The organism is Hydrogenophaga sp. ANAO-22 (assembly GCF_042466645.1).
Taxonomy (GTDB): Bacteria; Pseudomonadota; Gammaproteobacteria; order Burkholderiales; family Burkholderiaceae_C; genus Hydrogenophaga.
The window spans coordinates 22355-41614 of the sequence record NZ_CP159957.1 but is presented as its reverse complement, the minus strand read 5'-3'; the positions used below and the strand labels follow the sequence as shown (position 1 = coordinate 41614).

The following is a 19260-nucleotide window of genomic DNA, read 5'->3' as shown; positions in this document are numbered from 1 at the left end:
GGCGACCTCCACCAGCGATCCGGGCCGCCCGGCAGGCCTCTCATCGGCCCCCTTCCATCAGCCGTGCCACGAGCGGGTGCTGCAGGCCGCGGCGCGATCGGATGGCGTGGACCTCTTCGCTGACGCCCTCGCAGGTCCCGAGCCGGCGCAGCCCACGCAGGCCCGGCAGGTGGCCCAGCCCGTCGCTGCCCAGCCGGCCGATCGGGAACACGCCCATGCCGCTCGCGGCGAACACCGCCATCAGTGCGCTGTCCTCGAACTCGCCGGCGACGTTCGGCCGCAGGCCTTCGGTCTCGAGCCAGCGCTCCAGCGCCGGGCGCAACGCCGAGTGCCCGGTGGGCAGCAGCACCGGCAGGCGTTCGAGCGAGCGCGGGAAGTCGTCCACCTGCGCCTTGTGCACCAGCGTGGCCGGCCCGTACCACTCGACCGGCGACACGGCGATGCGCTCGCTGGTCAGGCGCAGGCTGGGGTTGTGCGGCGCCGATTGGCCGGCGAGCACCAGGTCGAGCCGGTGCAGCGCGAGGTCGGCGAGCAAGGGCTCGAACTCGCCGTCGTGGCACACCAGGCGCAGCCCCGGCGTCGCCAACACCGGCGCCAGCAGAGTCTGGGTGGCCAGCTTCGACAGCCCGTCGGACATGCCGACGGCCAGGCGCACCCTGCCGCCGCCCGCCGCGGCGCGCACCTCGTCGGGAATGGCCTGGCCGAGCTGGAAGATCGTCTCGGCGCGCGCGAAGGCGGCCTGCCCGGCCTCGGTCAGCACGACTGTGCGGCCCGCCGACTTCAACAGCTGGTGGCCGAGCACCTGTTCGAGCTCGCGCACCTGGGTACTGATGGTCTGGATCGCCATGTCCAGGCGCACCGCCGCGCGCGCGAAGCCGCCTTCCTTGGCGACGACCCAGAAGTAGTAGAGATGGCGGTAGTTCAGCATGGACATGGCGGTTCGGATTTTTGGAAGCCGCGGTCACTGTATCGGCGGTCCGCTCGAAGAACGCGCAACTTCGCGGGCATGGCGCACACGGAATTGACACCGGTCATCGCGCCGCGATGCCTGCCGCCCAGAATGCATTTGTATGCCGCAGAGCCACGGCGGCTTCCCGATATTCCACCACCCTCGCAAGGAGTTGATCCCATGACTGCACTGAGTTCCACCCAGACCGAGAAGCTGATGGCCGATCTGCGGCTGGTCGTTACCGACGCCGAAGCGTTGTTGCGCGCGACCGCCGGCCAGGCCGGCAACGGCGCCGCCGAACTGCGCACCAAGGTCGAGGCCAACCTGGCCCGGGCCCGCGACGGCCTGGCGCAGATCCAGGACACGGCCGTGGCCCAGGCCAAGGTCGCCGGACGGCACGCCGACGAGTATGTGCACGAGAACCCGTGGCGCTCGATCGGCATCGCCGCGGCCGTCGGCCTCGTCGTCGGCGTGCTGATCGGCCGCCGCTGAAGGCGCCGGAGCGCCTCGTGCCTGCGAGCGACAACCCGCCGCCGGGCGGCGCCGGCCTGCTCGGATCGCTGCGGCGTCTGCTCGACACCGTGCTCGAACTGGGGCAGGTGCGTCTCGAGTTGCTCGGCACCGAGATCGAGGACCAGAAGCTCCGCGCTCTGGCCGCGCTGGTGTGGGCCGGCGCAGGGCTGGTGCTGCTCGGCGCCGGCCTGGTCGTTCTGGCGGCCGGCGTGCTGGCCTATTTCTGGGACGGCGCGCGCTGGATCGCCTGGGCCGCGCTGCTGGCCGTGTATTTCGGCGCCGCCGCGCTGGCGCTGTACCGGGCGCGCATACGGCTGCGCGCAACGGAAGGAGCCTTCGCGGCGAGCGCTGCCGAACTGGCACGCGATCGGCAGGCACTGAGCGGGGCCGACGAGCGGCCCGGAGCGCCGGGCTGATGGCGGGCGAAGCGGCCCGGCATCTCCAGGCGCGCAAGGACCGCCTGCTCGCCCGCAGCGCGGCGTTGCGCGGCACACTCGTGCGCGAGGCGGTGGCCTGGGAGCGACCGCTCGGCGTGGCGGACGGCGCGCTGGTGGTGGCGCGCTGGGTCCATGCCCAGCGCTGGTGGCTGCTCGGCGCCGGCGCGCTGCTGCTGGCCACACGTCCTCGGCGAGCGCTGCGCTGGCTGCGGCGGGGATGGTGGCTGTGGCGCGTGTCGCGCCGCCTGCGCCCGTGGGTCGCCGCCGCCCTGTCGCTGCGCCCCCGACACGCCCGCCACACCGGCAGCGCAGCCGCCAGCGCCTCGGGCCTGAGGCTTGCCACCGCGGCGCCGTGAAGTCTCAGGCCGGCCAGCCCAGCGTCGCGAAGTGCACGACCCACTCGCCCTCCTGATCGACGCCGATCAGCGCCGCCGCCTCGTCGTCGTAGAACGCACCGACCGCGCACACGCCGAGACCGAGGCTCCCGGCCCGCAGATACAGCCGCTCGCCGGCCATGCCGGCTTCGAGAAAGGCGTGGCGATAGCCCCTCGCCGCACCCATCGCATCGGTGGCGAACGCGGCGCGGTCGATCGCGATCACGATCACCGCTGCCGCATCGGCCGCGGCGTCCTGGTCGAGCGCGGCGGCGCGCGTGCGGCGGCGTTCGGCGGCAGGCACGCCCGAGGCACTCGCGCGCAGCGCATGCATTGCTGCGTCGTAGCGCCAGGCGCCTGCGGCCAGACCCTGCACCGCGTGCGCGACGACGTGCAGCCGCACCGCGCCCGACAGCAGCGCCGCAGGACGCGACATCGCGTCGAGCAGTTCGGACAAGGCCTCCAAGGGCAGCGGCCTGGCCCGGTAGCGGCGCACCGAACGGCGCGCGGCGATCACCGGCAGCGGGTCGTAGGTCGATCGCACCGGCCGAGGCAAGGCCAGCGGGGGCGCCGCGAAGGAACCGGGCACGACGGCCCTCGCTGCCGCGGGGCCCGGCAGCGCGGTCTCGCCTTCGCCCGCGACACGCAGCGATGTCGCGCGATGCACGGCTTCGGTGACGCCCAGCGTCACTGCCGCGGCGGGAGTCGCGGCGCGCAGCCGCGCGAGCGCGGCCGCGTCCGGCGCCCCGGCCCCGGGCGCGTACAGCCAGACCAGCGCCAGCACGCCCTCTTCGCGCTCGTCGAGGCCCAGCGCCTGGGCCAGCCGCGACTCGTCGAAGCCGCGCGCCAGGCGCAGCGGCACGCCGAGCGCGGCGGCGGCCGCACGCAGGTTCTCGAGCAGGTGGCCGAGGTCGGCCAGCACGTAGCGGTAGGTGCGGTCGCCGTACTTGTGGCCGCTGCGCCGGAACACCGCGGTCGCGACGAGCGCGCCGGCGGCTTCGTCGGGCAGCGCCGCCGCCACCGCGCTCGGCAGGCCGGCGCTCAGCTCGCGCAGACCGCCGCCGGGCACGTCGTGGTGCCAGAGCCCCGGCGCCACGCCGCCGATGCGCCGCGCCGCGACGTACAGCTCGGTGGCGAACAGCGCACCGGAGGACGGCGCCGCGCGCAGGCGCAGCCCGCCGCGCTCGGCGGTGACGCCGGTCGCATGCCACAGCAGCGTGGCCAGCGCCTGCGCGTGCAGTGCCGTGGCATGTTCCGGCGCCCCGCGCCAGGCCGGCGGCAGCGCGAGGAACGGCCGGTCAGCCAGGGATTTGAATGGCGGCGGTGCGCCGCCCCAGTCGGCCGCCGGCGCGCGCCGCAGCACGCCGGCGCGCGAGTGCGACGAGTGCGCATGGAACGTCTCGATCAACGCCAGCCCCCTGTCGCCGGGGCCGGTACCGGCGCCCACTTGCAACTCGGTGCGCCCGTGCCGCAGGCCGAGCCAGTAGGCGCCGCCGACCGCCAGGCCCAGCCCCGCCAGCGCCAGCGCGCCCGCCACCGGACGCCGGTCTGCGCCGGCCGGCGGCACAACGGGGCGCCGGCGCAGGTGCGCCCACAGCGCGCGGAGGTTGTAGGCCAGGTGCACGGCCAGCAGCAGCAGCGTCGCGTAGCCGAACACGTAGTGCCAGTCGAACACCGGCAGGTGCTGATTGGCGACCCAGAAGATGCCCAGCCCGGCGGTGGCGCCCAGGTAGACGAGCAGCAGCAGGCTCGACCAGGCGTTGAGCACGGCGCGCCCGGGCAGCCGGCCGCGCCACGCCAGCACCGCTGCCGCCAACGCGACAAGCAGCAGGGGCACGAGCACCCAGGCGAGCTTGTTCATCGCGATGCAACGCTTCGAGCCGGATGGCCCTCGCGCTGCGTTGCCGCATGCTCGCACCAGCGCTCGATGGCGGCGCGCACCTCGGCCGGGCGCTCGGTCAGGGGCCAGTGGTGACAGGTGATCGTTGCCAGCGTCATATCGGGCAGGCGGGCCAGCCTGTCGCGCATCACGGCTGCATCGGCGAAGGTGGCTCCGCCGGACAGCAACGCCAGCACCGGCTGCCGCAGCGTCGTCGGGTCGGGCGGCGGGCGGAACATCTCGGCCAGGTCCTGCAGGTAGGTCGCAGTGCGCGTGTGGCGCAGGTCGGCGCGCGCCGAGCTGTAGCGACGCACGAAGGCCGCCTCGGCCGCGGGCGACGCCAGCGCCTGGCGGGCCAGGACGTCCAGCTCGCGCAGGTCCAGCGGTTCGACATGGCGCCGGCGCAGCCCGAGCGCGTTCAACGCACGCACAGCGCGCGCCGCCGCGTGCAGCAGCGGCGCACAGGCCGCCAGCAGCCGCCAGCGGCCGTGCAGCGCCTCGCGGAAGACCGGGTCGATCAGCACCAGGCCGGCGGCACGCTGAAGGCGCCGCCGGACGAAATGCAGCGCTAGCTGCGCACCCAGGCTGTGGCCGACCAGGATCGCCCGCTCGTGGCCTTGCGCGTCCAGCACGGCGGCGATGTCGTCGGCCCAGAGCTCGAGGCCGATCGCGCCGCGGCTCGCCGAGCCACCGTGGCCGCGCAGGTCGAGGCGGATCAGCGCATGACGGCCGCGCAGCACGCTGTGCTCGACGAACTCCGACCAGCGGCTCAGGTTGCTCGCCAGGCCGTGCAGCAGCACCAGCGGCACGCCGCGCGCCCCGGCGGCCGCGGGCGCCAAGCGATACGCGAGCAACGCGCCGTCCGGGCGGTGCAGCGTGCAGGCCCGCTCGGGCGCGGTTGGGATCGGCAGCATGGCGCAGTCATTCTGCCCGCGCCCCGGTCGGGCTCACGTGCGCATCGAGGTGCAACAAGGCTGCCGGCACGACGCCGTGCTAAACTTGCCGCGGCAACGCGAGTGATCACAATTGCCGCCGTGCGCCGACGCGGACGCCGGCACTTGCGCGTCAACGAGGGAGCCATGCAACCGCCCAACCACCTCGACCCCGCACCGGGGGGACCGGCCACGCCGGTGAAGACGGCCGCCGCGCGGTCGCTGGCGCTGCCCGCGCTGCTGGCGCTGCTGTGGCTCGTGCTGACCGGCGGCGCTGCGTCGTCGTGGATCGTCGGCGTACCGGCGATCGCCGCCGCGCTGCTGCTCGCGCGACGGGTAGAGGGCGCGACGTCACCCTGGCGCCTCGATCCGGCCGGGGTGCTGCGTTTTGCGGCCTACTTCGTGCGCGAGTCGGTACGCGGCGGCATCGACGTCGCGGGCCGGGTCAGCGCACGGCGGCCGCGCGTCGCACCCGGCCTGGTGCGCTATCGCTGGCGCCTGCCCGCCGGCAGTCCGGCGCGCACGCTGTTCTTGCTGTGCGTCAGCCTGCTGCCCGGCACGCTGGTCGCCGCGGCGGGCGAGCACGAGTTGCTGATCCATGCGCTGGATGCCACCGCGCCGCTGGCCGCCGAACTCGCCGCGCTGGAGCAGCATGTGGCCGGCTTGTTCGCACTGCCCCTGCCGGCGCCGGAGGCGGCCGATGCCTGAGTGGGTGACGCTCGCGCTGTGGATCGCCGCTGCCGGGGTGCTGGCGACGATCGCCCTGGGCCTGGTGCGCGTAGAGCGCGGCCCGTCCAATGGCGACCGCATGCTGGCGGCGCAACTGCTGGGCACCGGCGCGGTGGCCGTGCTGCTGCTGCTAGCCGGGGCGGCGGACGCGCCGGCGCTGCTCGATGTGGCGCTGGTGCTCGCGCTGCTGGCCAGCGTTGCCGGCGCGGTGTTCGTGCGCCGCATCGGTGTGCAGCCGCCTGAAGGCCATCCGGGCCTCGAGGAGCGAGCCGCAGAGGATGGGCCGTGACTGGCGACGACCTGCGTGCTGCGCTGTCGCTGGCGCTGATCGGTGCCGGCATGCTGTTCTTCCTGGCCGGCAGCATCGGCGTGCTGCGCCTGCCCGACCTGCTGTCGCGCCTGCACGCGCTGACCAAGGCCGACAACCTCGGCCTCGGCCTGGTTGTGCTGGGGCTTGTGCTGCAGGCCCGCGATGCCTTCGAGGTGCTGCGGCTGCTGCTGGTCTGGCTGCTGGTGCTGTTCGCCAGTTCGGTGGCCTGCTACCTGGTGGCGCACTCGGCCCTGCGCGCGCACGCCGACCCGGCCCCGACCACCGCGCCCGCCGCACCCGATGCGCCCGGCAGTCCCAGTGAGGGAGCCCGCGATGGCCGCTGAGGTGCACGCGCTCGACCTCGTGCTGGTCGTGCTGCTGCTCTGGCTGGGCTGGCGCGCGCTGGCCAGCGCCGACCTGTTCAAGGCGGTGGTGCAGTTCATCGTCTTCGGGCTGCTGCTGTCGCTGGCCTGGGTGCGGCTCGGGGCGCCCGACGTCGCGCTCGCCGAAGCCGCCATCGGCGCCGGGCTGGCAGGCGCCCTGCTGCTGGACACGTTGGCGCGCCTGGGCCGCGCAGGCGCCGCCGACGAAGCGCGGCCACTGGGCCTGACGCCGGCGCGTGCCGGCATCGCGCTGGCCTCGCTCGGCCTGGCGGGGATGCTGGTGGCCTCGGTGCTGGCCTTGCCCGAAGCCTGGCCGGGACTGACCGGACCGGCCTTGCAGCGCCTCGGGACCAGCGGCGTCAGCAACCCGGTCACCGCAACGCTGCTCAACTACCGCGGCTGGGACACCTTGCTGGAAGTCGGCGTGCTTCTGCTGGCGGTGCTGGGCGTGTGGATCCTCGATGCCGAGCCGGCGCTGCCGCCACCCTCGCCGGATCCGATGCTGGGCCTGCTGCTGCGCGTGCTGCTGCCGCTGGCGGTGGTGGTGGCGGGCTACCTGCTGTGGGTCGGTGCGCATGCGCCCGGCGGCGCCTTCCAGGGCGCCGCGCTGCTGGCCGCCGGGGGCGTGCTGTGGCACCTGGCGCGCCCGCTGTCGCTGCCGGCCAGCCTGCCGATGCGGGCGGCGGTGGTGCTGGGCTTCGCCGTCTTCCTGGCTGTTGGCATCGCAACCGCGGCCTTCGGCAGCGGCTTCCTGACCTTCCCGCCCGCCCAGGCCGGCGCGCTGATCCTGCTGATCGAGGCCGCCGCGATGCTGTCGATCGCCGTGATCATGGTGGCGCTGTTCGTCGGCAGCCGGGCGCGGGAGGCCAAGGGATGAGTCTGGCCCTGCTCTACGGCCTGGCCGGCATCGCCCTGGTGGCGATGGGCCTGTACGCCGCGCTGGCCGCGCGCCACGTGCTGCGCCGCCTGCTCGGCCTGAACGTGCTCGGCTCGGGCGTGTTCATGATGCTGGTGGCACTGGCTTCTCGCTCGGTCGCCGTGGCGGGCGGGCCCGACCCGGTGCCGCACGCGATGGTGCTCACCGGCATCGTCGTCGCGGTCAGTGCCACGGCGCTGGCGCTGGCGCTGCTGCGGCGCATGCACCGCCACGACGGCAGCGCCCAGTTGCCGGAAGATCGCTCGTGATGAGCGGCGGCGCGTGGATGGTCGCGGTGGTGACCGTGCCGCTGGCCGCGGCGGTGGCGGCCTTGCTCGCCGGCCGGCGCGGTGCCGCTGCCGCTGGACTGCTGGGCAGCCTGATCGGCACGGTGGCCGTGCTCGGCCTGGAGGTGGCAGTGCTGCGAGACGGCATGCAGCGTGTGATTGTCGGCGGCTGGGCCGCGCCGCTGGGCATCGAGCTGCGCGCCGACGGCCTGTCCAGCGCGATGCTGCTGATGACCGCCGTGGTCGGCGCCGGCATTTCGTTCTACGCCTGGGGCTACTTCGACGCGCCGCATGCGGCCGGCGCCACGCATGCGCCGGGCCCTGCGCCCGACACCCCGACCGACCGCCAGGACTGGCTGTTCTGGCCGGTCTGGCTGCTGGCCTGGGGCGCGCTCAATGCGCTGTACATCTCGGGCGACCTGTTCAACCTCTACGTGACGCTGGAGCTGCTGGGCCTGGCCGCCGTGGCGCTGGTCGCGCTCGCGGGCGCCGGCGCAGCGGCGGCGGCGCTGCGCTACCTGTTGCTGGCGCTGCTCGGCTCGATGCTCTACATCCTGGGCGTCGAACTGCTCTACGCCGCGCACCAGACACTCGACCTGCAGCAGCTGCGCGAACGTGTGCAACCGAGCCTTTCTGTGGGCCTGGCGGCCGCGCTGATGACCACCGGCCTGCTGGTCAAGACCGCCGTATTCCCGCTGCACTTCTGGCTGCCGCCGGCACACGGCGCAGCGCCGGCACCGGTGTCGGCGGCGCTGTCGGCGCTGGTCGTCAAGGCCGGCTTCTACCTGCTGGCGCGCCTGTGGCTGGACCTGTTCGGCGCGCTGCCCTGGCAGGCGGTGCCGACGCTGCTCGGAGCCCTCGGAGCCGGCGCCGTGCTGTGGGGCGGCGTGCAGGCGCTGCGCCAACAGCGACTCAAGCCGATGATCGCCTACTCCACCGTGGCCCAGCTCGGCTACCTGATGATCGCGCTGCCGCTGGCCGGACGCGAGGCGGCCGGCGCTGCCGGCGGCGCGCTGACCGCGGCCGTGCTGCTGGCCGCCAGCCATGCCGCGGCCAAGGCCTCGATGTTCCTGTGCGCCGGTTCGCTGCTGGCGGCTTACGGGCACGACCGCATCGACGCACTGGCCGGCTTCGGCGCGCGCTTGCCGCTGACGGCCACCGCCTTTGCGCTGGCCACGCTCAGCCTGGTCGGTCTGCCGCCCACCGGCGGTTTCGTCGGCAAGTACCTGCTGGTGGAGTCGGCGGTGCGCGCCGGCGCCTGGGTCACAGTCGCCGTCGTGCTGGCGGGCAGCCTGCTGGCCGCGATGGTCCTGTTCCATGCGCTGTCGCGCGCCTTCGTCGAGCCCGGCGAACTGCCGCCCGGCGCATTGGTGGCGCCCTCGGCACCCACCACGCCACAGTTCGCGTCGCTCGCGCTCGCGCTGCTTGCGGTCGCCATGGCCCTGGCCGGCGGGCCGCTCGGCGCGCTGCTGGCTGTCGGGGCCGCGCCATGACGGACGCGTCCTGGGTGCCGGTCGCGGTGGTGGCGAGTTCGCTGCTGCCGGGGCTGGTCATCTTTGCGCTGCCCGAGCAGCGGCGCACGCTGCGCACCGCGCTGAACCTGGCCGGCGCCGCCGCCGAGCTGATCTTCGTCCTCGTCATGCTGTGGAACGTCGGCCGGTACCAGGACTACGAGGCGCGGCTGGCGCTGCTGCCCGGATTGGAGCTGGTGCTGCGCGCCGACGAGCTGAGCCTGCTGTTCCTCACTCTGTCGGCCGTGCTGTGGGCGGTGACCACGGTCTACGCGATCGGCTACCTCGAAGACTCGCCGAACCGCAGCCGCTTCTTCGGTTTCTTCAGCCTGTGCGTGTCGGCCACCGCCGGTATCGCGCTGGCCGGCAACCTGTTCACGTTGTTCGTCTTCTACGAGATCCTGACACTGGTGACCTACCCGTTGGTCATCCACCGCGGCACGCCGGCCTCCTTGGCCGCCGGGCGCAGCTACCTCATGTACACCCTGCCGTCGGGCGCGCTGCTGCTGCTGGCGGTGGCCGGCGCGCAGGTGCTGGCCGGGCCGCAGGACTTCGTCGGTGCCGGCTACCTGAAACCCTTCGCCGCCGAGCACGCCAGCACGCTGGTGCTGTTGTTCGCGGCGCTGGTCATCGGCTTCGGCGTCAAGGCCGCGCTGGTGCCGCTGCATGGCTGGCTGCCGCAGGCGATGGTGGCGCCGGCGCCGGTGTCGGCGCTGCTGCATGCGGTGGCGGTGGTCAAGGCCGGCGCCTTCGCGATCATGCGCGTGGTCTACGAGGTCTTCGGCATCGAGTTCGCCGCCACGCTGGGCGTGCTAACGCCGCTGGCCGCCGTGGCCGCGCTGACCATCGTCTACGGTTCGTGGCGCGCGCTGGCGCAGGACGAGCTGAAGAAGCGGCTGGCCTATTCCACGATCAGCCAGGTCTCCTACATCGTGCTCGGCGCGGCCGTGCTCGGGCCGGTGGCGACCACCGGCGCGGTCGTGCACCTGGTGCACCAGGGCCTGATGAAGATCACGCTGTTCTTCAGCGCCGGCAACTACGCCGAGACGCTGGGCGTGCACCACGTCAGCGAGATGGACGGCATCGGCCAGCGCATGCCGCTGACCACGGCCGCTTTCACGGTGGGTGCCCTGGGCATGATCGGCGTGCCGCCGGTGGCCGGCTTCATCAGCAAGCTCTACCTCGGCGCGGGTGCCGCGGCGGCCGGGCAGTGGTGGGTCATCGGCGTGCTTGCGGTGTCGAGCCTGCTCAACGCGATGTACTTCCTGCCCATCCTGCACCGCGCCTGGTTCCGCCCACCGCGCGGCCCCTGGCCCGAGGACACCGGCCGCGGGCGCGACGCCAGGCCGATGCTGCTGCTGCCGGTGCTGCTGACGGCGCTGTTTTCGGTGGGCGTGGGTGTGTTCGCGGCGATGCCCTGGAGCCCGCTGGACTGGGCGCGTCTGATCGTGCGGCGGGAGTACGGTGGTGGTTGAGGTGCCGACCGACGTACTCACCGGCGCACTGACCTGGCTCGCGCCGGCGCTGCTGCCGCTGGTCGCGGCCCTGCTGCTGCTGAGCCCGCTGCAGCGCATGCGCCCGCTGCTGCCGCTGGCTGCGCTGCCGGCGCTGGTGCTGGCGCTCTTCGCCCCGCCCGGCGCGGTGGACCTGCCGTGGCTCTTTCTCGGCGCACGCTTCGGCCTGGACGACACCAGCCGCATCTTCCTGCTGTTCACGGCAGCCCTGTGGCTGGCTGGCGGGCTGCATGCCGCCGGCTACTTTCACGACGACCCGCGCCGCCGCGCCTTCTGGCTGTTCTGGCTGGCCGCGATGGCCGGCAACTTCGGCCTCGTGCTGGCGCTGGACGCGGCCAGCTTCTACGTCTTCTTCGCGCTGATGAGTTTTGCCTCCTACGGGCTGGTGGTGCACACGCGCACACCCGAAGCGCTGCAGGCCGGGCGCGTGTACCTCGCGCTGGTGGTGGTCGGCGAGCTGGCGCTGTTCGCGGCCATCGCGCTGGCCTGGCAGGCCGCGGGCAGCCTGCGCTTGGACGCCATCGGCGCGGCGCTGGCCGGATCGCCGCAGCGCGACGCGGTGACCGCGCTGACGCTGCTGGGCTTCGGCATCAAGGTCGGTGCGCTGCCTCTTCATGTGTGGCTGCCGTTGGCGCACCCGGTGGCGCCCACACCGGCCAGCGCCGTGCTGTCGGGCGCGATGATCAAGGCCGGCCTGCTCGGCTGGCTGCGCCTGCTGCCGCTGGGCACGGTGGCCGCGCCGGCCTGGGGCGAGGTGCTGATCGCGCTCGGCCTGACCGCGGCCTTCGCTGCCGCGCTGGTCGGTGCCACGCAGCGCCAGGCCAAGGCGGCGCTCGCCTACTCGAGCATCAGCCAGATGGGTTTCGTCACGGTGGCCGTCGGCATCGCCCTGGCGGTGCCGGCCGCCGCGCCGGCCGCCATCGCCGCGGCCACGCTCTATGCCTTCCACCATGCGTTCGCCAAGGCCGCGCTGTTCCTCGGCGTGAGCCTGGCCGGCGCGGCCACGCCACGCTCGCGCGCGCTGTGGATGCTCGGTGTGGCGCTGCCCGCGCTGGCGCTGGCCGGCGCGCCGCTCACCAGCGGCTACGCCGCCAAGGCGGCGTTGAAAGCCGCGCTGCCAGCTGACTTCGTGGGCCTGACCGCGGCGCTGACGCTGGCGGCGGCCGGCACCACGCTGGTCATGCTTCGTGTCGTCTGGCTGCTGCGCCAGGACGCCAAAGGCGGCGCGCACGCGGCGCACGCGCCGAACGGGGCGATGTGGGCGGGCTGGGGGCTGCTGGTGCTGCTCAGCCTGCTGGGCTGGCCTGCGGTGGGCCGCATCGCCGACCTGGGGCCGACGACGGCCGATGCGTGGTTCGGTGCGACCTGGCCGCTGCTGCTCGGCGCCGCGCTGGCGGCGCTGGCCGCGGCGTGGCGGCGGCGCGCCGCCGGCGGGCGCGAATTCACCGTGCCGCCGGGCGACCTGCTGGTGCCGCTGCTCGCACTGGCGCGCGGGCGGCCAACACCTGCACCAGCGGCGGAGACACACGCACACGCCGGCCACGGGCCTGAAACGGGGGTCCAGGCGGTTGTGCCGTCATGGCCGGCACTGGGCCGCGCAGAGGCCGCGCTGTCGGCGCAGGGCGGCCTGGCATTGGCGGCCATCGCCGCCGCGCTGGCGGTGCTGCTCATCGCCCTGGTGGGCTGATCCGGGCCGACTTGGCCGAGCCGGGCCGTGTCTGGCCGTGACCAACCGGGCGGGACGCTTCAGCGCGCGCCGGCCAGCGCCGGCTGCAGCTTGCGGCGCCAGATGCCGACCGCCACACTGCCCAGCACGCCGCCCAGAACCAGCAGGCCGGCGCCGGCCGCCCAGATCGCGAGCACCAAGGCCGGCAGCCACGCCATCAGGGCGGGCATGCTCGCCACCAGCCACTCCATCAGCGGCGCCCCGGCCACGAGCATGGCCTTCACCGCCTCGAGCGACTCGGCCGGCAGCCAAGGCGCCAGCCAGGCCGGCAGCGCGAGCGCATCGATCCAGGCCCGCCAGTCGCCGCTGCCGCCGCCGGCCCACGCCGTCCAGCCGGACCAGCCGGCCAGCGCATGCGCCGCCCAGGCGAACAGGGACCACAGCACGATGAGCAGCAGGGTCGGCAGCCAGACCAGCAGGTGGGGCCACGGGCTGCGGCGCGCGGTGGCCGTGGACGGAGAAAAGTTGGCGTTCATGGGATGTGGAGGTCGAGTGGAGTGAGAAGAGGCACCATCAGTTCAGCACCTTCGCGCCGATCGCATCGCCTGCGCGCTGCAACGGCCCGAGCGGGTTGACCTGACGATCGGTACGGTCGATGCGGGCTTCGCCGCCGAAGTTGCGGAACACCACCTGCTCGCCGCGCACGACGACCAGGCCGTCGAAGCGCCAGCCGGCAACGGCCGTGGTGCGGCGGAAGTTGAAGAAGTCGAGCCAGAACGAGCCCTCGCGGCGCTGCGTCTGTCCGCCGAGTGTAACACGTAGGCTCGACACTGCGCCTGTGCCGCGACGCAGGCGCGCACGCCCTCGTCGAGCGACTCCAGCGGCACGCCGGGATGCGGCGCGAGCCGCGTGATCACCTCCGGATACGGCACGCGCGTGACGTTGCGCCCGCCCTCGGGGTCGAAGCCCAACGCGGCCAGTTCGGCCACCGTGGTGCGGAACGGCACCACCTGCTCGAGCGCGCGCTGCGCGGCCTCGAAGCTGTCGAAGGCCGATGGCTGCTCGCTCGAGCCGCGAGGCAGCAGCGACGCGCAACCGGCCAAGCCCGCCGCCAGCAGCGGCAGCACGAGCCAAGCGAGCACGCGCAAAGGGAGCTGCGCCGTCATGGCGTGATGGCGACCTTCAGCACGCCATCGCGCTGGTGGCCGAACAGGTCGTAGGCCTTCTCGATGTCGTCGAGCTTGAAGCGGTGCGTGACCATCGGCGAAAGGTCCAGGCGACCGGCCTGGATGACCGCCATCAGCCGGCGCATGCGCTCCTTGCCGCCCGGGCACAGCGTGGTGACGATCTTGTGGTCGCCGAGCCCGGCGGCGAACGCGCCCAGCGGAATCTTCAGGTCGGTGGAGTACACGCCCAGGCTTGACAGCGTGCCGCCCGGGCGCAGCACGCGCAGGCAGGCTTCGAAGGTGTCCTGGATGCCCAGCGCCTCGATCGCGACGTCGACGCCGCGGCCGCCGGTCAGGCGCAGGATCGCCTGCACCGGATCCTCCTTGCTCGAGTCGATCACGATGTCGGCGCCCATGCGGCGCGCGATCGCCAGGCGCCCGGCGATGCGGTCGACGCCGATCACGGTGGTCGCGCCGCTCAGCTTGGCCCCGGCGGTCGCGCACAGTCCGATCGGCCCCTGCGCGAACACCGCCACGGTGTCGCCGATGCGGATGCCGCCGCTCTCGGCGCCGCCGAAACCGGTGGACATGATGTCGGGGCACATCAGCACCTGTTCGTCGCTCAGGCCGTCGGGCACCACGGCCAGGTTGGTCATCGCGTCGGGCACGAGCACGTACTCGGCTTGGCAGCCGTCGATGGTGTTGCCGAAGCGCCAGCCGCCCAGCGGCTTCCAGCCGTGCGCGGTGCCGGCGCCGTCCTGCGCGCCGCAGCCGCACTGGCAGGCGTTGCTCCAGCCGCTGGGCGTGATGGCGCCGGCGATGACGCGCTGGCCTTCGCGGTAGCCGCGCACCGCCGAGCCGAGCTTCTCGATCACGCCCACCGGCTCGTGCCCGACCGTCAGGCCCTTGGCCACCGGGTACTCGCCCTTGAGGATGTGCACGTCGGTGCCGCAGATCGTGGTCGTGGTCACGCGCATCAACGCGTCCAGCGGGCCCACGTCCGGGACTGGCTTTTCGTCGAGCACGATGCGACCGGGTTCGACGAACACGGCTGCCTTCATCTTCTTGGTCATGACGATCTCCTTGCCCTGGTGCGAGGGCCCAGTGTTGACGGCGGTTCCGATCGTCGGCGGCAAATGCGTTCGGCGTTTGACGCCGGTCAACCTGTGCCGGCGGCGGGGCGTCCGGCGCAGGGGCGGCACGAGCCCAGAATGCGTCATGACGAGGCTCGCGACGACCCGGAGTCCGGCGCAACGACCCGGCGCCGCAGCCTGGCTGCATGCGGCCCTGTCCTCGGCCCCGCTGGCGGCGGCGCTGGCGATCGGCGCGCTGCACGGGCCTTGCCGGTCCGACACACCGGAACCGCCGGCGGTGACGGTGTACGTGGTCTCGCACGGCTGGCACAGCGGCATCGTCGTGCCGGCGGCGCTGGCGCAGGCGCACGACTGGCCGGCGCGGCGCGAGTTTGCGCAGGCGCAGTATTTCGAGGTCGGCTGGGGCGACCGTGCCTACTACCAGGCGGCGGACCCTGGCTGGTGGATGGGCCTGCGCGCGCTGCTGTGGCCGAGCCCGGGCGTGCTGCACGTGGTGGCCCTGCCGGGACCGCCGCAGGCGGCCTTCCCGGGCGCGCCGCTGCTCGCCGTGCGGATTTCGCACCAGGGCGCGCAGCGCCTGGCCGCGTCGATCGCCGCCAGCCATGAGCGCGCCGGGCCGCTCCCAAGCGCTCATACCGAAGCGCTTCAAGCGCGAAGGTTGCCTGATGAGCGCGGCGCCGACGGTGCGCCGATCGCCTTCGGCCCGGCGCTCTACGGTCAGGGGCGCTTCTATGCGTCGACCGAGCGCTTCCACCTGTTCGCGACCTGCAACGTGTGGGTCGCGCGCCGCCTGCGCGACGCCGGACTCGACCTGCACCCGGCGTTCGCGCTGACGTCGGGGATGCTGTTCGCTCAGCTGGCACGGCATGTGCCGGCGCCTCCGGCCCCCGCCGCGTCGGCCGCATCGGTCGCATCGGGGGCACCCATCGTCCCGGCCGCGGATTGACGCATGCCAACGCCGGCCCGCCCGCCTTGCGCTGCAATGCCACGATGGTCACCGACCTGGTTCGCGACACCGCCATGGCCGAGGCGCCGCCCGCCGCGTCCGCCGACGCGGCGCAGCGCCTGTTGTGCGCCGTGCAGGGCGTGGCCGCGGAACTGCGCCAGCCGTCCGCGCGCCTCGCCTCGCTCGGCCTGGACGACTCGCTGGAGCGCGACTTCGGGCTGGACAGCCTGGCGCGCGTCGAACTGCTCGCCCGCATCGGGCAGGAGTTCGGCGTGCAGCTCGACGAAGCCGCCCTCACCCAGGCCGAGACACCGCGCGACCTGCTTGGGCACGTGCAGCGCGCGCCGCGGGTCGCGGACTCGGCGCCGCGGCCGGTGGCGGCGTCCGCCGCGCCGCTGCCCGGCGCGAACGTCGCCGCCCCCGACAGCGCGGCCACGCTGCTGGAGGTCTTCGACTGGCACCTGCAGCAGCACCCGCAGCGCGTGCTGATCACGCTCTACGAAAGCGCCGATGCAGCCACCGAGCTGAGCTACGCCGCGCTGCACGCCGACGCGCAGGCGGTGGCCGCGGGCCTGCAAGCGCGCGGGCTCGTGCGCGGCGAGGCGGTCGCGATCATGCTGCCGACCGGACGCGAGTTCTTCGCCGCCTTCTACGGCACGCTGCGCGCCGGCGGCGTGCCGGTGCCGCTGTACCCGCCGGCACGGCCCTCGCAGCTCGAGGACCACCTGCGGCGCATCGCCGGCATCCTGCGCAACGCCCGGGCGCGCGAACTGCTGACGGTGGAACGCGCCAAGCCGCTGGCCCATCTGCTGCGCGCCGAGGTCGACACGCTGCAGGCGGTGGCCACGGTGCCCGACGTCGTGCGCGCCGGCACCGGGTCCGGCGCGGCGCCGGTGCCGGTGGGTGCCGCCGACGAGGCCTTCCTGCAGTACACCTCGGGCAGCACCGGCGAGCCCAAGGGCGTGGTGCTGACCCACGCCAACCTGCTGGCCAACCTGCGCGCGATGTGGCGCGCCTCGGGCGTGGGCCCGCGCGACACCTTCGTCTCGTGGCTGCCGCTGTACCACGACATGGGGTTGATCGGCGCCTGCCTCGGCTCGCTGGTGGTCGGCTTCCATCTGGTGCTGATGTCGCCGCTGGCCTTCCTGGCGCGGCCGCAGCGCTGGCTGGAGGCGATCGCGCAGCACCGCGGCACGCTGTCGGCGGCACCGAACTTCGCCTACGAGCTGTGTCTGGCCAAGATCGGCGACACCGAACTCGCGCGGCTGGACCTGTCCTGCTGGCGCCTGGCCTTCAACGGCGCCGAACCGGTGAGCCCCGACACGCTCGAGCGCTTCGCCGCACGCTTCGCGCGCTGCGGCTTCAGGCGCGAGGCGCTGACGCCGGTCTACGGCCTGGCCGAAAGCTCGGTCGGACTGGCCTTCCCGCCGCTGGAGCGTGGGCCCTGGATCGAGCCCGTGGACCGTGCGGCGCTGATCCGCGACGGCATCGCGCGTCCGGCGAGCGAGGGCGACGCCGCGCCGCTGCGCCTCGTGTCCTGCGGGCTGCCGCTGCCGGGGCACGAGATCCGAGTCGTCGACGCCGGTTCGCGCGAGTTGCCCGAGCGCCAGCAGGGGCGCGTGCAGTTCCGCGGCCCCTCGAGCACGCAGGGCTACCTGGCCAACCCGCAGGCCGACGCGAAGCTGTTCGACGGCGAGTGGCTGAATACCGGCGACCTCGGCTTCCTGCTGCACGGCGAGCTGTTCCTCACCGGCCGCGAAAAGGACATCGTCATCCGCGGCGGCTTCAACATCCACCCGCATGAGCTCGAGGCCGCCGTGGCCGCGCTGCCCGGCGTGCGCAAGGGCGGCGTGGCGGTGTTCCCGGCCGCCGACCCGCGCCACGCCACCGAGCGCCTGGTGGTGCTGGCCGAGACGCGCGAGGCCGACCCGGCCGAGCGCGCGCGGCTGGCGCGCGAGATCACGGTGCTGTCGGCCACGCTGCTGGGCGCACCGGCCGACGACGTGATGCTGGCACCGCCGCACACCGTGCTCAAGACCTCGAGCGGCAAGATCCGCCGCTCGGCCTGCCGCGAGTTCTACGAACAGGGCCGGCTCGGCACAACGCAGCGCGCGCCGTGGCGGCAGTGGCTGTCGCTGGCCGCCTCGGCGGCCGCAGCGCGCGGCCGCAGCGCCTGGCACGCGCTCGGCCGCCGCGCCTGGGGCCTGTGGGCCTGGACGGTGCTGCTGGCGCTGGGCAGCGTCGCCTGGTGCCTGATCATGCTCGGCCCGCGCCTGCAAGGCCGCCGCGCCGTGGCGCGCGGCTTTGCCCGGGCGGCGCTGCGCCTGATCGGGCTGCCGGTGCAGGTCCACGGTCTCGAACAGCTGCCGACCGAGGGCGCCTGCATCGTCGTCGCCAACCACGCCAGCTACGTCGACTCGATGCTGCTGGGCGCGCTGCTGCCGCCCCGCTTCGGCTTTGCGGCCAAGCGCGAGCTGGCCGGCGCACCCTTCGTCGGCGTGGCGCTGCGCCGCCTGGGCTGCGCCTATGTCGAGCGCTTCGACGCCGCGCGCGGCGTCGAGGACACGCAGGCCCTGCTCGCGCGCGTGCGGGCCGGCGAGTCCTTCGTCATCTTCCCCGAGGGCACGTTCCGGCGCGCGCCCGGCCTGCTGCCGTTCAAGCTCGGCGCCTTCGTCACCGCCGCCGAGGCCGGCGCGCCGCTGCTGCCGCTGGCGCTGCACGGCACGCGTTCGCTGCTGCGCGCCGGCAGCTTCATGCCCGAACGCGTACCGGTCGAGGTGCGCCTGCTGCCGCCGATCCGGCCAACGGGCACCGGCTGGGACGCCGCGGTGGCCGCGCGCGATGAAGTGCGCGGTGTCCTGCTCACCGAGCTGCGCGAGCCCGATCTGGGTGCGCAATGAGTGACTTGGAGGCCCCGGTCTGGTTGCGCCGGGCCATCGTCGCGGCGCTGCTCGGCGGGCTGCTGATCGTCGGCTTCGTCATCCTGCAGCCCTTCCTCACCGCAGTGGCCTGGGCGGCCATCCTCGTCTATGTCGCCTGGCCGCTGCACGAGCGCTTGCTGGCTCGAATCGGCGGGCGGCGCATCTGGGCCGCCCTGGCGATGACGACACTGCTGGCGCTGCTGCTCGGCGCGACGCTGCTGTGGCTGGTGCTGCTGTTGCAGCGCGAAGGCGCAGTCGCGCTGCGCGAGACCGTGGCGCTGCTGCGCGCCGGGGTCGAACTGCCCGAGCCGATCGCGCGCATCCCCTGGATCGGGCCCTGGCTGCAGGAGCGGCTGGGCGAACTGGGCGGCGACCGCGCCGCCTGGGGCCGCCAGCTCGCCGAATGGGGCGAGCAATGGGGCGAACGTGCCGGCACGCAGCTCGTGCGCCTGCTCGGCGACCTCGGGCTGAACGCGCTGCGTTTCGCGGTGGCGCTGCTGACCGCCTTCTTCCTGTTCCGCGACGGCGACCGCCTGCTCGCCGAAGCGCGGCGTGTGCTGCAGGGGCTGCTCGGCGAGCGCGTGCACGGCTACTTCGAGGCGGCCGGCAGCACCACTCGCGCGGTGGTCTACGGCCTGCTGCTGGCCGCGCTCGTGCAAGGGGTCATGGCCGGTCTGGGCTACTGGAGGGTCGGCAGGGATTCATGTAAAAGACAGCAGAAATGGATATAACT

Annotated in this window: 21 protein-coding genes; 15 read left to right on the top strand and 6 right to left on the bottom strand. The window is 73.8% G+C overall.

Annotated elements, in window-relative coordinates:
• Positions 1-40: 40 nt before the first annotated feature.
• The gene (locus tag ABSY19_RS28630) at positions 41-928 is read right to left on the bottom strand and encodes a LysR family transcriptional regulator (protein ID WP_382164149.1); all 888 of its coding nucleotides are present in this window, start codon (positions 926-928) and stop codon (positions 41-43) included.
• Between the two features lie 201 nt (positions 929-1129).
• Here ABSY19_RS28630 and ABSY19_RS28625 point away from each other — a divergent pair, with 201 nt between their 5' ends.
• Genes ABSY19_RS28625 through ABSY19_RS28615 form a run of 3 tightly spaced genes read left to right on the top strand, consistent with a single transcriptional unit; the run spans position 1130 to position 2255 of the window.
• A complete protein-coding gene (locus ABSY19_RS28625; RefSeq protein ID WP_382164140.1) occupies positions 1130-1441 on the top strand; it encodes a YqjD family protein in 312 nt (103 codons plus the stop codon).
• Positions 1442-1458: 17 nt separating this feature from the next.
• A complete protein-coding gene (locus ABSY19_RS28620) occupies positions 1459-1878 on the top strand; it encodes a phage holin family protein (protein ID WP_382164138.1) in 420 nt (139 codons plus the stop codon).
• On the top strand, positions 1878-2255 hold the full coding sequence (locus ABSY19_RS28615) for a YqjK family protein (RefSeq protein ID WP_382164137.1): 378 nt from the start codon (positions 1878-1880) through the stop codon (positions 2253-2255). The genes ABSY19_RS28620 and ABSY19_RS28615 overlap by 1 nt, the downstream gene beginning before the upstream one ends.
• Before the next feature lie 4 nt (positions 2256-2259).
• Here ABSY19_RS28615 and ABSY19_RS28610 read toward each other — a convergent pair whose 3' ends face one another.
• Both ABSY19_RS28610 and ABSY19_RS28605 read right to left on the bottom strand, forming a co-directional pair.
• Entirely contained in the window at positions 2260-4134 is a 1875-nt protein-coding gene (locus ABSY19_RS28610; protein WP_382164135.1) for a SagB family peptide dehydrogenase, read from the bottom strand.
• Positions 4131-5066 carry an alpha/beta fold hydrolase gene (locus ABSY19_RS28605; RefSeq protein ID WP_382164133.1) on the bottom strand — a complete coding sequence of 312 codons (936 nt, stop codon included), beginning with the start codon at positions 5064-5066 and terminating at the stop codon, positions 4131-4133. Before ABSY19_RS28605 ends, ABSY19_RS28610 begins: the two co-directional genes overlap by 4 nt.
• 165 nt (positions 5067-5231) lie before the next feature.
• Here ABSY19_RS28605 and ABSY19_RS28600 point away from each other — a divergent pair, with 165 nt between their 5' ends.
• The 8 genes from ABSY19_RS28600 to ABSY19_RS28565 are packed head-to-tail and all read left to right on the top strand — an operon-like array spanning position 5232 to position 12421.
• Entirely contained in the window at positions 5232-5792 is a 561-nt protein-coding gene (locus ABSY19_RS28600) for a Na+/H+ antiporter subunit E (protein WP_382164131.1), read from the top strand.
• Entirely contained in the window at positions 5785-6102 is a 318-nt protein-coding gene (locus ABSY19_RS28595; RefSeq protein WP_382164130.1) for a monovalent cation/H+ antiporter complex subunit F, read from the top strand. The genes ABSY19_RS28600 and ABSY19_RS28595 overlap by 8 nt, the downstream gene beginning before the upstream one ends.
• An 11-nt stretch (positions 6103-6113) precedes the next feature.
• The gene (locus tag ABSY19_RS28590; RefSeq protein WP_382164147.1) at positions 6114-6467 is read left to right on the top strand and encodes a cation:proton antiporter; all 354 of its coding nucleotides are present in this window, start codon (positions 6114-6116) and stop codon (positions 6465-6467) included.
• A complete protein-coding gene (locus tag ABSY19_RS28585) occupies positions 6457-7383 on the top strand; it encodes a hydrogenase subunit MbhD domain-containing protein (RefSeq protein WP_382164128.1) in 927 nt (308 codons plus the stop codon). The genes ABSY19_RS28590 and ABSY19_RS28585 overlap by 11 nt, the downstream gene beginning before the upstream one ends.
• Positions 7380-7691, top strand: coding sequence for an NADH-quinone oxidoreductase subunit K (locus ABSY19_RS28580; protein WP_382164126.1), 312 nt, complete (start codon positions 7380-7382; stop codon positions 7689-7691). Before ABSY19_RS28585 ends, ABSY19_RS28580 begins: the two co-directional genes overlap by 4 nt.
• Positions 7691-9202: a complex I subunit 5 family protein gene (locus ABSY19_RS28575; RefSeq protein ID WP_382164124.1), complete on the top strand. Its 1512-nt coding sequence runs from the start codon at positions 7691-7693 to the stop codon at positions 9200-9202. The genes ABSY19_RS28580 and ABSY19_RS28575 overlap by 1 nt, the downstream gene beginning before the upstream one ends.
• Positions 9199-10695 carry a complex I subunit 5 family protein gene (locus ABSY19_RS28570; protein WP_382164122.1) on the top strand — a complete coding sequence of 499 codons (1497 nt, stop codon included), beginning with the start codon at positions 9199-9201 and terminating at the stop codon, positions 10693-10695. The genes ABSY19_RS28575 and ABSY19_RS28570 overlap by 4 nt, the downstream gene beginning before the upstream one ends.
• Before the next feature lies 1 nt (position 10696).
• The gene (locus tag ABSY19_RS28565) at positions 10697-12421 is read left to right on the top strand and encodes a complex I subunit 5 family protein (protein WP_382164120.1); all 1725 of its coding nucleotides are present in this window, start codon (positions 10697-10699) and stop codon (positions 12419-12421) included.
• 59 nt (positions 12422-12480) lie between these two features.
• On the opposite strand, the gene ABSY19_RS28560 is transcribed toward ABSY19_RS28565, so the two are convergent.
• Positions 12481-12936, bottom strand: coding sequence for a hypothetical protein (locus ABSY19_RS28560; RefSeq protein WP_382164118.1), 456 nt, complete (start codon positions 12934-12936; stop codon positions 12481-12483).
• Positions 12937-12973: 37 nt separating this feature from the next.
• A complete protein-coding gene (locus ABSY19_RS28555) occupies positions 12974-13231 on the bottom strand; it encodes a hypothetical protein (RefSeq protein ID WP_382164116.1) in 258 nt (85 codons plus the stop codon).
• A gap of 78 nt (positions 13232-13309) precedes the next feature.
• Between ABSY19_RS28555 and ABSY19_RS28550 the strand changes: the two genes are divergently transcribed.
• Complete coding sequence (locus ABSY19_RS28550; RefSeq protein ID WP_382164115.1) at positions 13310-13573, top strand: hypothetical protein; 264 nt, start codon at positions 13310-13312, stop codon at positions 13571-13573.
• Here the strand turns inward: ABSY19_RS28550 and ABSY19_RS28545 are convergent.
• Positions 13563-14639: an NAD(P)-dependent alcohol dehydrogenase gene (locus ABSY19_RS28545; protein ID WP_382164113.1), complete on the bottom strand. Its 1077-nt coding sequence runs from the start codon at positions 14637-14639 to the stop codon at positions 13563-13565. The two genes, ABSY19_RS28550 and ABSY19_RS28545, sit on opposite strands and share 11 nt — an antisense overlap.
• A 145-nt stretch (positions 14640-14784) precedes the next feature.
• Between ABSY19_RS28545 and ABSY19_RS28540 the strand changes: the two genes are divergently transcribed.
• The 3 genes from ABSY19_RS28540 to ABSY19_RS28530 are packed head-to-tail and all read left to right on the top strand — an operon-like array spanning position 14785 to position 19258.
• Positions 14785-15606 carry a DUF2459 domain-containing protein gene (locus tag ABSY19_RS28540; protein WP_382164111.1) on the top strand — a complete coding sequence of 274 codons (822 nt, stop codon included), beginning with the start codon at positions 14785-14787 and terminating at the stop codon, positions 15604-15606.
• A 44-nt stretch (positions 15607-15650) separates the two neighbouring features.
• A complete protein-coding gene (locus ABSY19_RS28535; RefSeq protein WP_382164110.1) occupies positions 15651-18506 on the top strand; it encodes an AMP-binding protein in 2856 nt (951 codons plus the stop codon).
• On the top strand, positions 18503-19258 hold the full coding sequence (locus ABSY19_RS28530; RefSeq protein WP_382164109.1) for an AI-2E family transporter: 756 nt from the start codon (positions 18503-18505) through the stop codon (positions 19256-19258). Before ABSY19_RS28535 ends, ABSY19_RS28530 begins: the two co-directional genes overlap by 4 nt.
• The last annotated feature ends 2 nt before the right edge of the window (positions 19259-19260 follow it).

What these genes read in the sequence shown, in the direction of transcription:
- ABSY19_RS28630 (WP_382164149.1), bottom strand. Translation starts at nt 928, where the DNA reads ATGCTGAACTACCGCCATCTCTACTACTTCTGGGTCGTCGCCAAGGAA.
- ABSY19_RS28625 (WP_382164140.1), top strand. Translation starts at nt 1,130, where the DNA reads ATGACTGCACTGAGTTCCACCCAGACCGAGAAGCTGATGGCCGATCTG.
- ABSY19_RS28615 (WP_382164137.1), top strand. Translation starts at nt 1,878, where the DNA reads ATGGCGGGCGAAGCGGCCCGGCATCTCCAGGCGCGCAAGGACCGCCTG.
- ABSY19_RS28610 (WP_382164135.1), bottom strand. Translation starts at nt 4,134, where the DNA reads ATGAACAAGCTCGCCTGGGTGCTCGTGCCCCTGCTGCTTGTCGCGTTG.
- ABSY19_RS28605 (WP_382164133.1), bottom strand. Translation starts at nt 5,066, where the DNA reads ATGCTGCCGATCCCAACCGCGCCCGAGCGGGCCTGCACGCTGCACCGC.
- ABSY19_RS28600 (WP_382164131.1), top strand. Translation starts at nt 5,232, where the DNA reads ATGCAACCGCCCAACCACCTCGACCCCGCACCGGGGGGACCGGCCACG.
- ABSY19_RS28595 (WP_382164130.1), top strand. Translation starts at nt 5,785, where the DNA reads ATGCCTGAGTGGGTGACGCTCGCGCTGTGGATCGCCGCTGCCGGGGTG.
- ABSY19_RS28585 (WP_382164128.1), top strand. Translation starts at nt 6,457, where the DNA reads ATGGCCGCTGAGGTGCACGCGCTCGACCTCGTGCTGGTCGTGCTGCTG.
- ABSY19_RS28580 (WP_382164126.1), top strand. Translation starts at nt 7,380, where the DNA reads ATGAGTCTGGCCCTGCTCTACGGCCTGGCCGGCATCGCCCTGGTGGCG.
- ABSY19_RS28575 (WP_382164124.1), top strand. Translation starts at nt 7,691, where the DNA reads ATGAGCGGCGGCGCGTGGATGGTCGCGGTGGTGACCGTGCCGCTGGCC.
- ABSY19_RS28570 (WP_382164122.1), top strand. Translation starts at nt 9,199, where the DNA reads ATGACGGACGCGTCCTGGGTGCCGGTCGCGGTGGTGGCGAGTTCGCTG.
- ABSY19_RS28560 (WP_382164118.1), bottom strand. Translation starts at nt 12,936, where the DNA reads ATGAACGCCAACTTTTCTCCGTCCACGGCCACCGCGCGCCGCAGCCCG.
- ABSY19_RS28545 (WP_382164113.1), bottom strand. Translation starts at nt 14,639, where the DNA reads ATGACCAAGAAGATGAAGGCAGCCGTGTTCGTCGAACCCGGTCGCATC.
- ABSY19_RS28540 (WP_382164111.1), top strand. Translation starts at nt 14,785, where the DNA reads ATGACGAGGCTCGCGACGACCCGGAGTCCGGCGCAACGACCCGGCGCC.
- ABSY19_RS28535 (WP_382164110.1), top strand. Translation starts at nt 15,651, where the DNA reads ATGGTCACCGACCTGGTTCGCGACACCGCCATGGCCGAGGCGCCGCCC.
- ABSY19_RS28530 (WP_382164109.1), top strand. Translation starts at nt 18,503, where the DNA reads ATGAGTGACTTGGAGGCCCCGGTCTGGTTGCGCCGGGCCATCGTCGCG.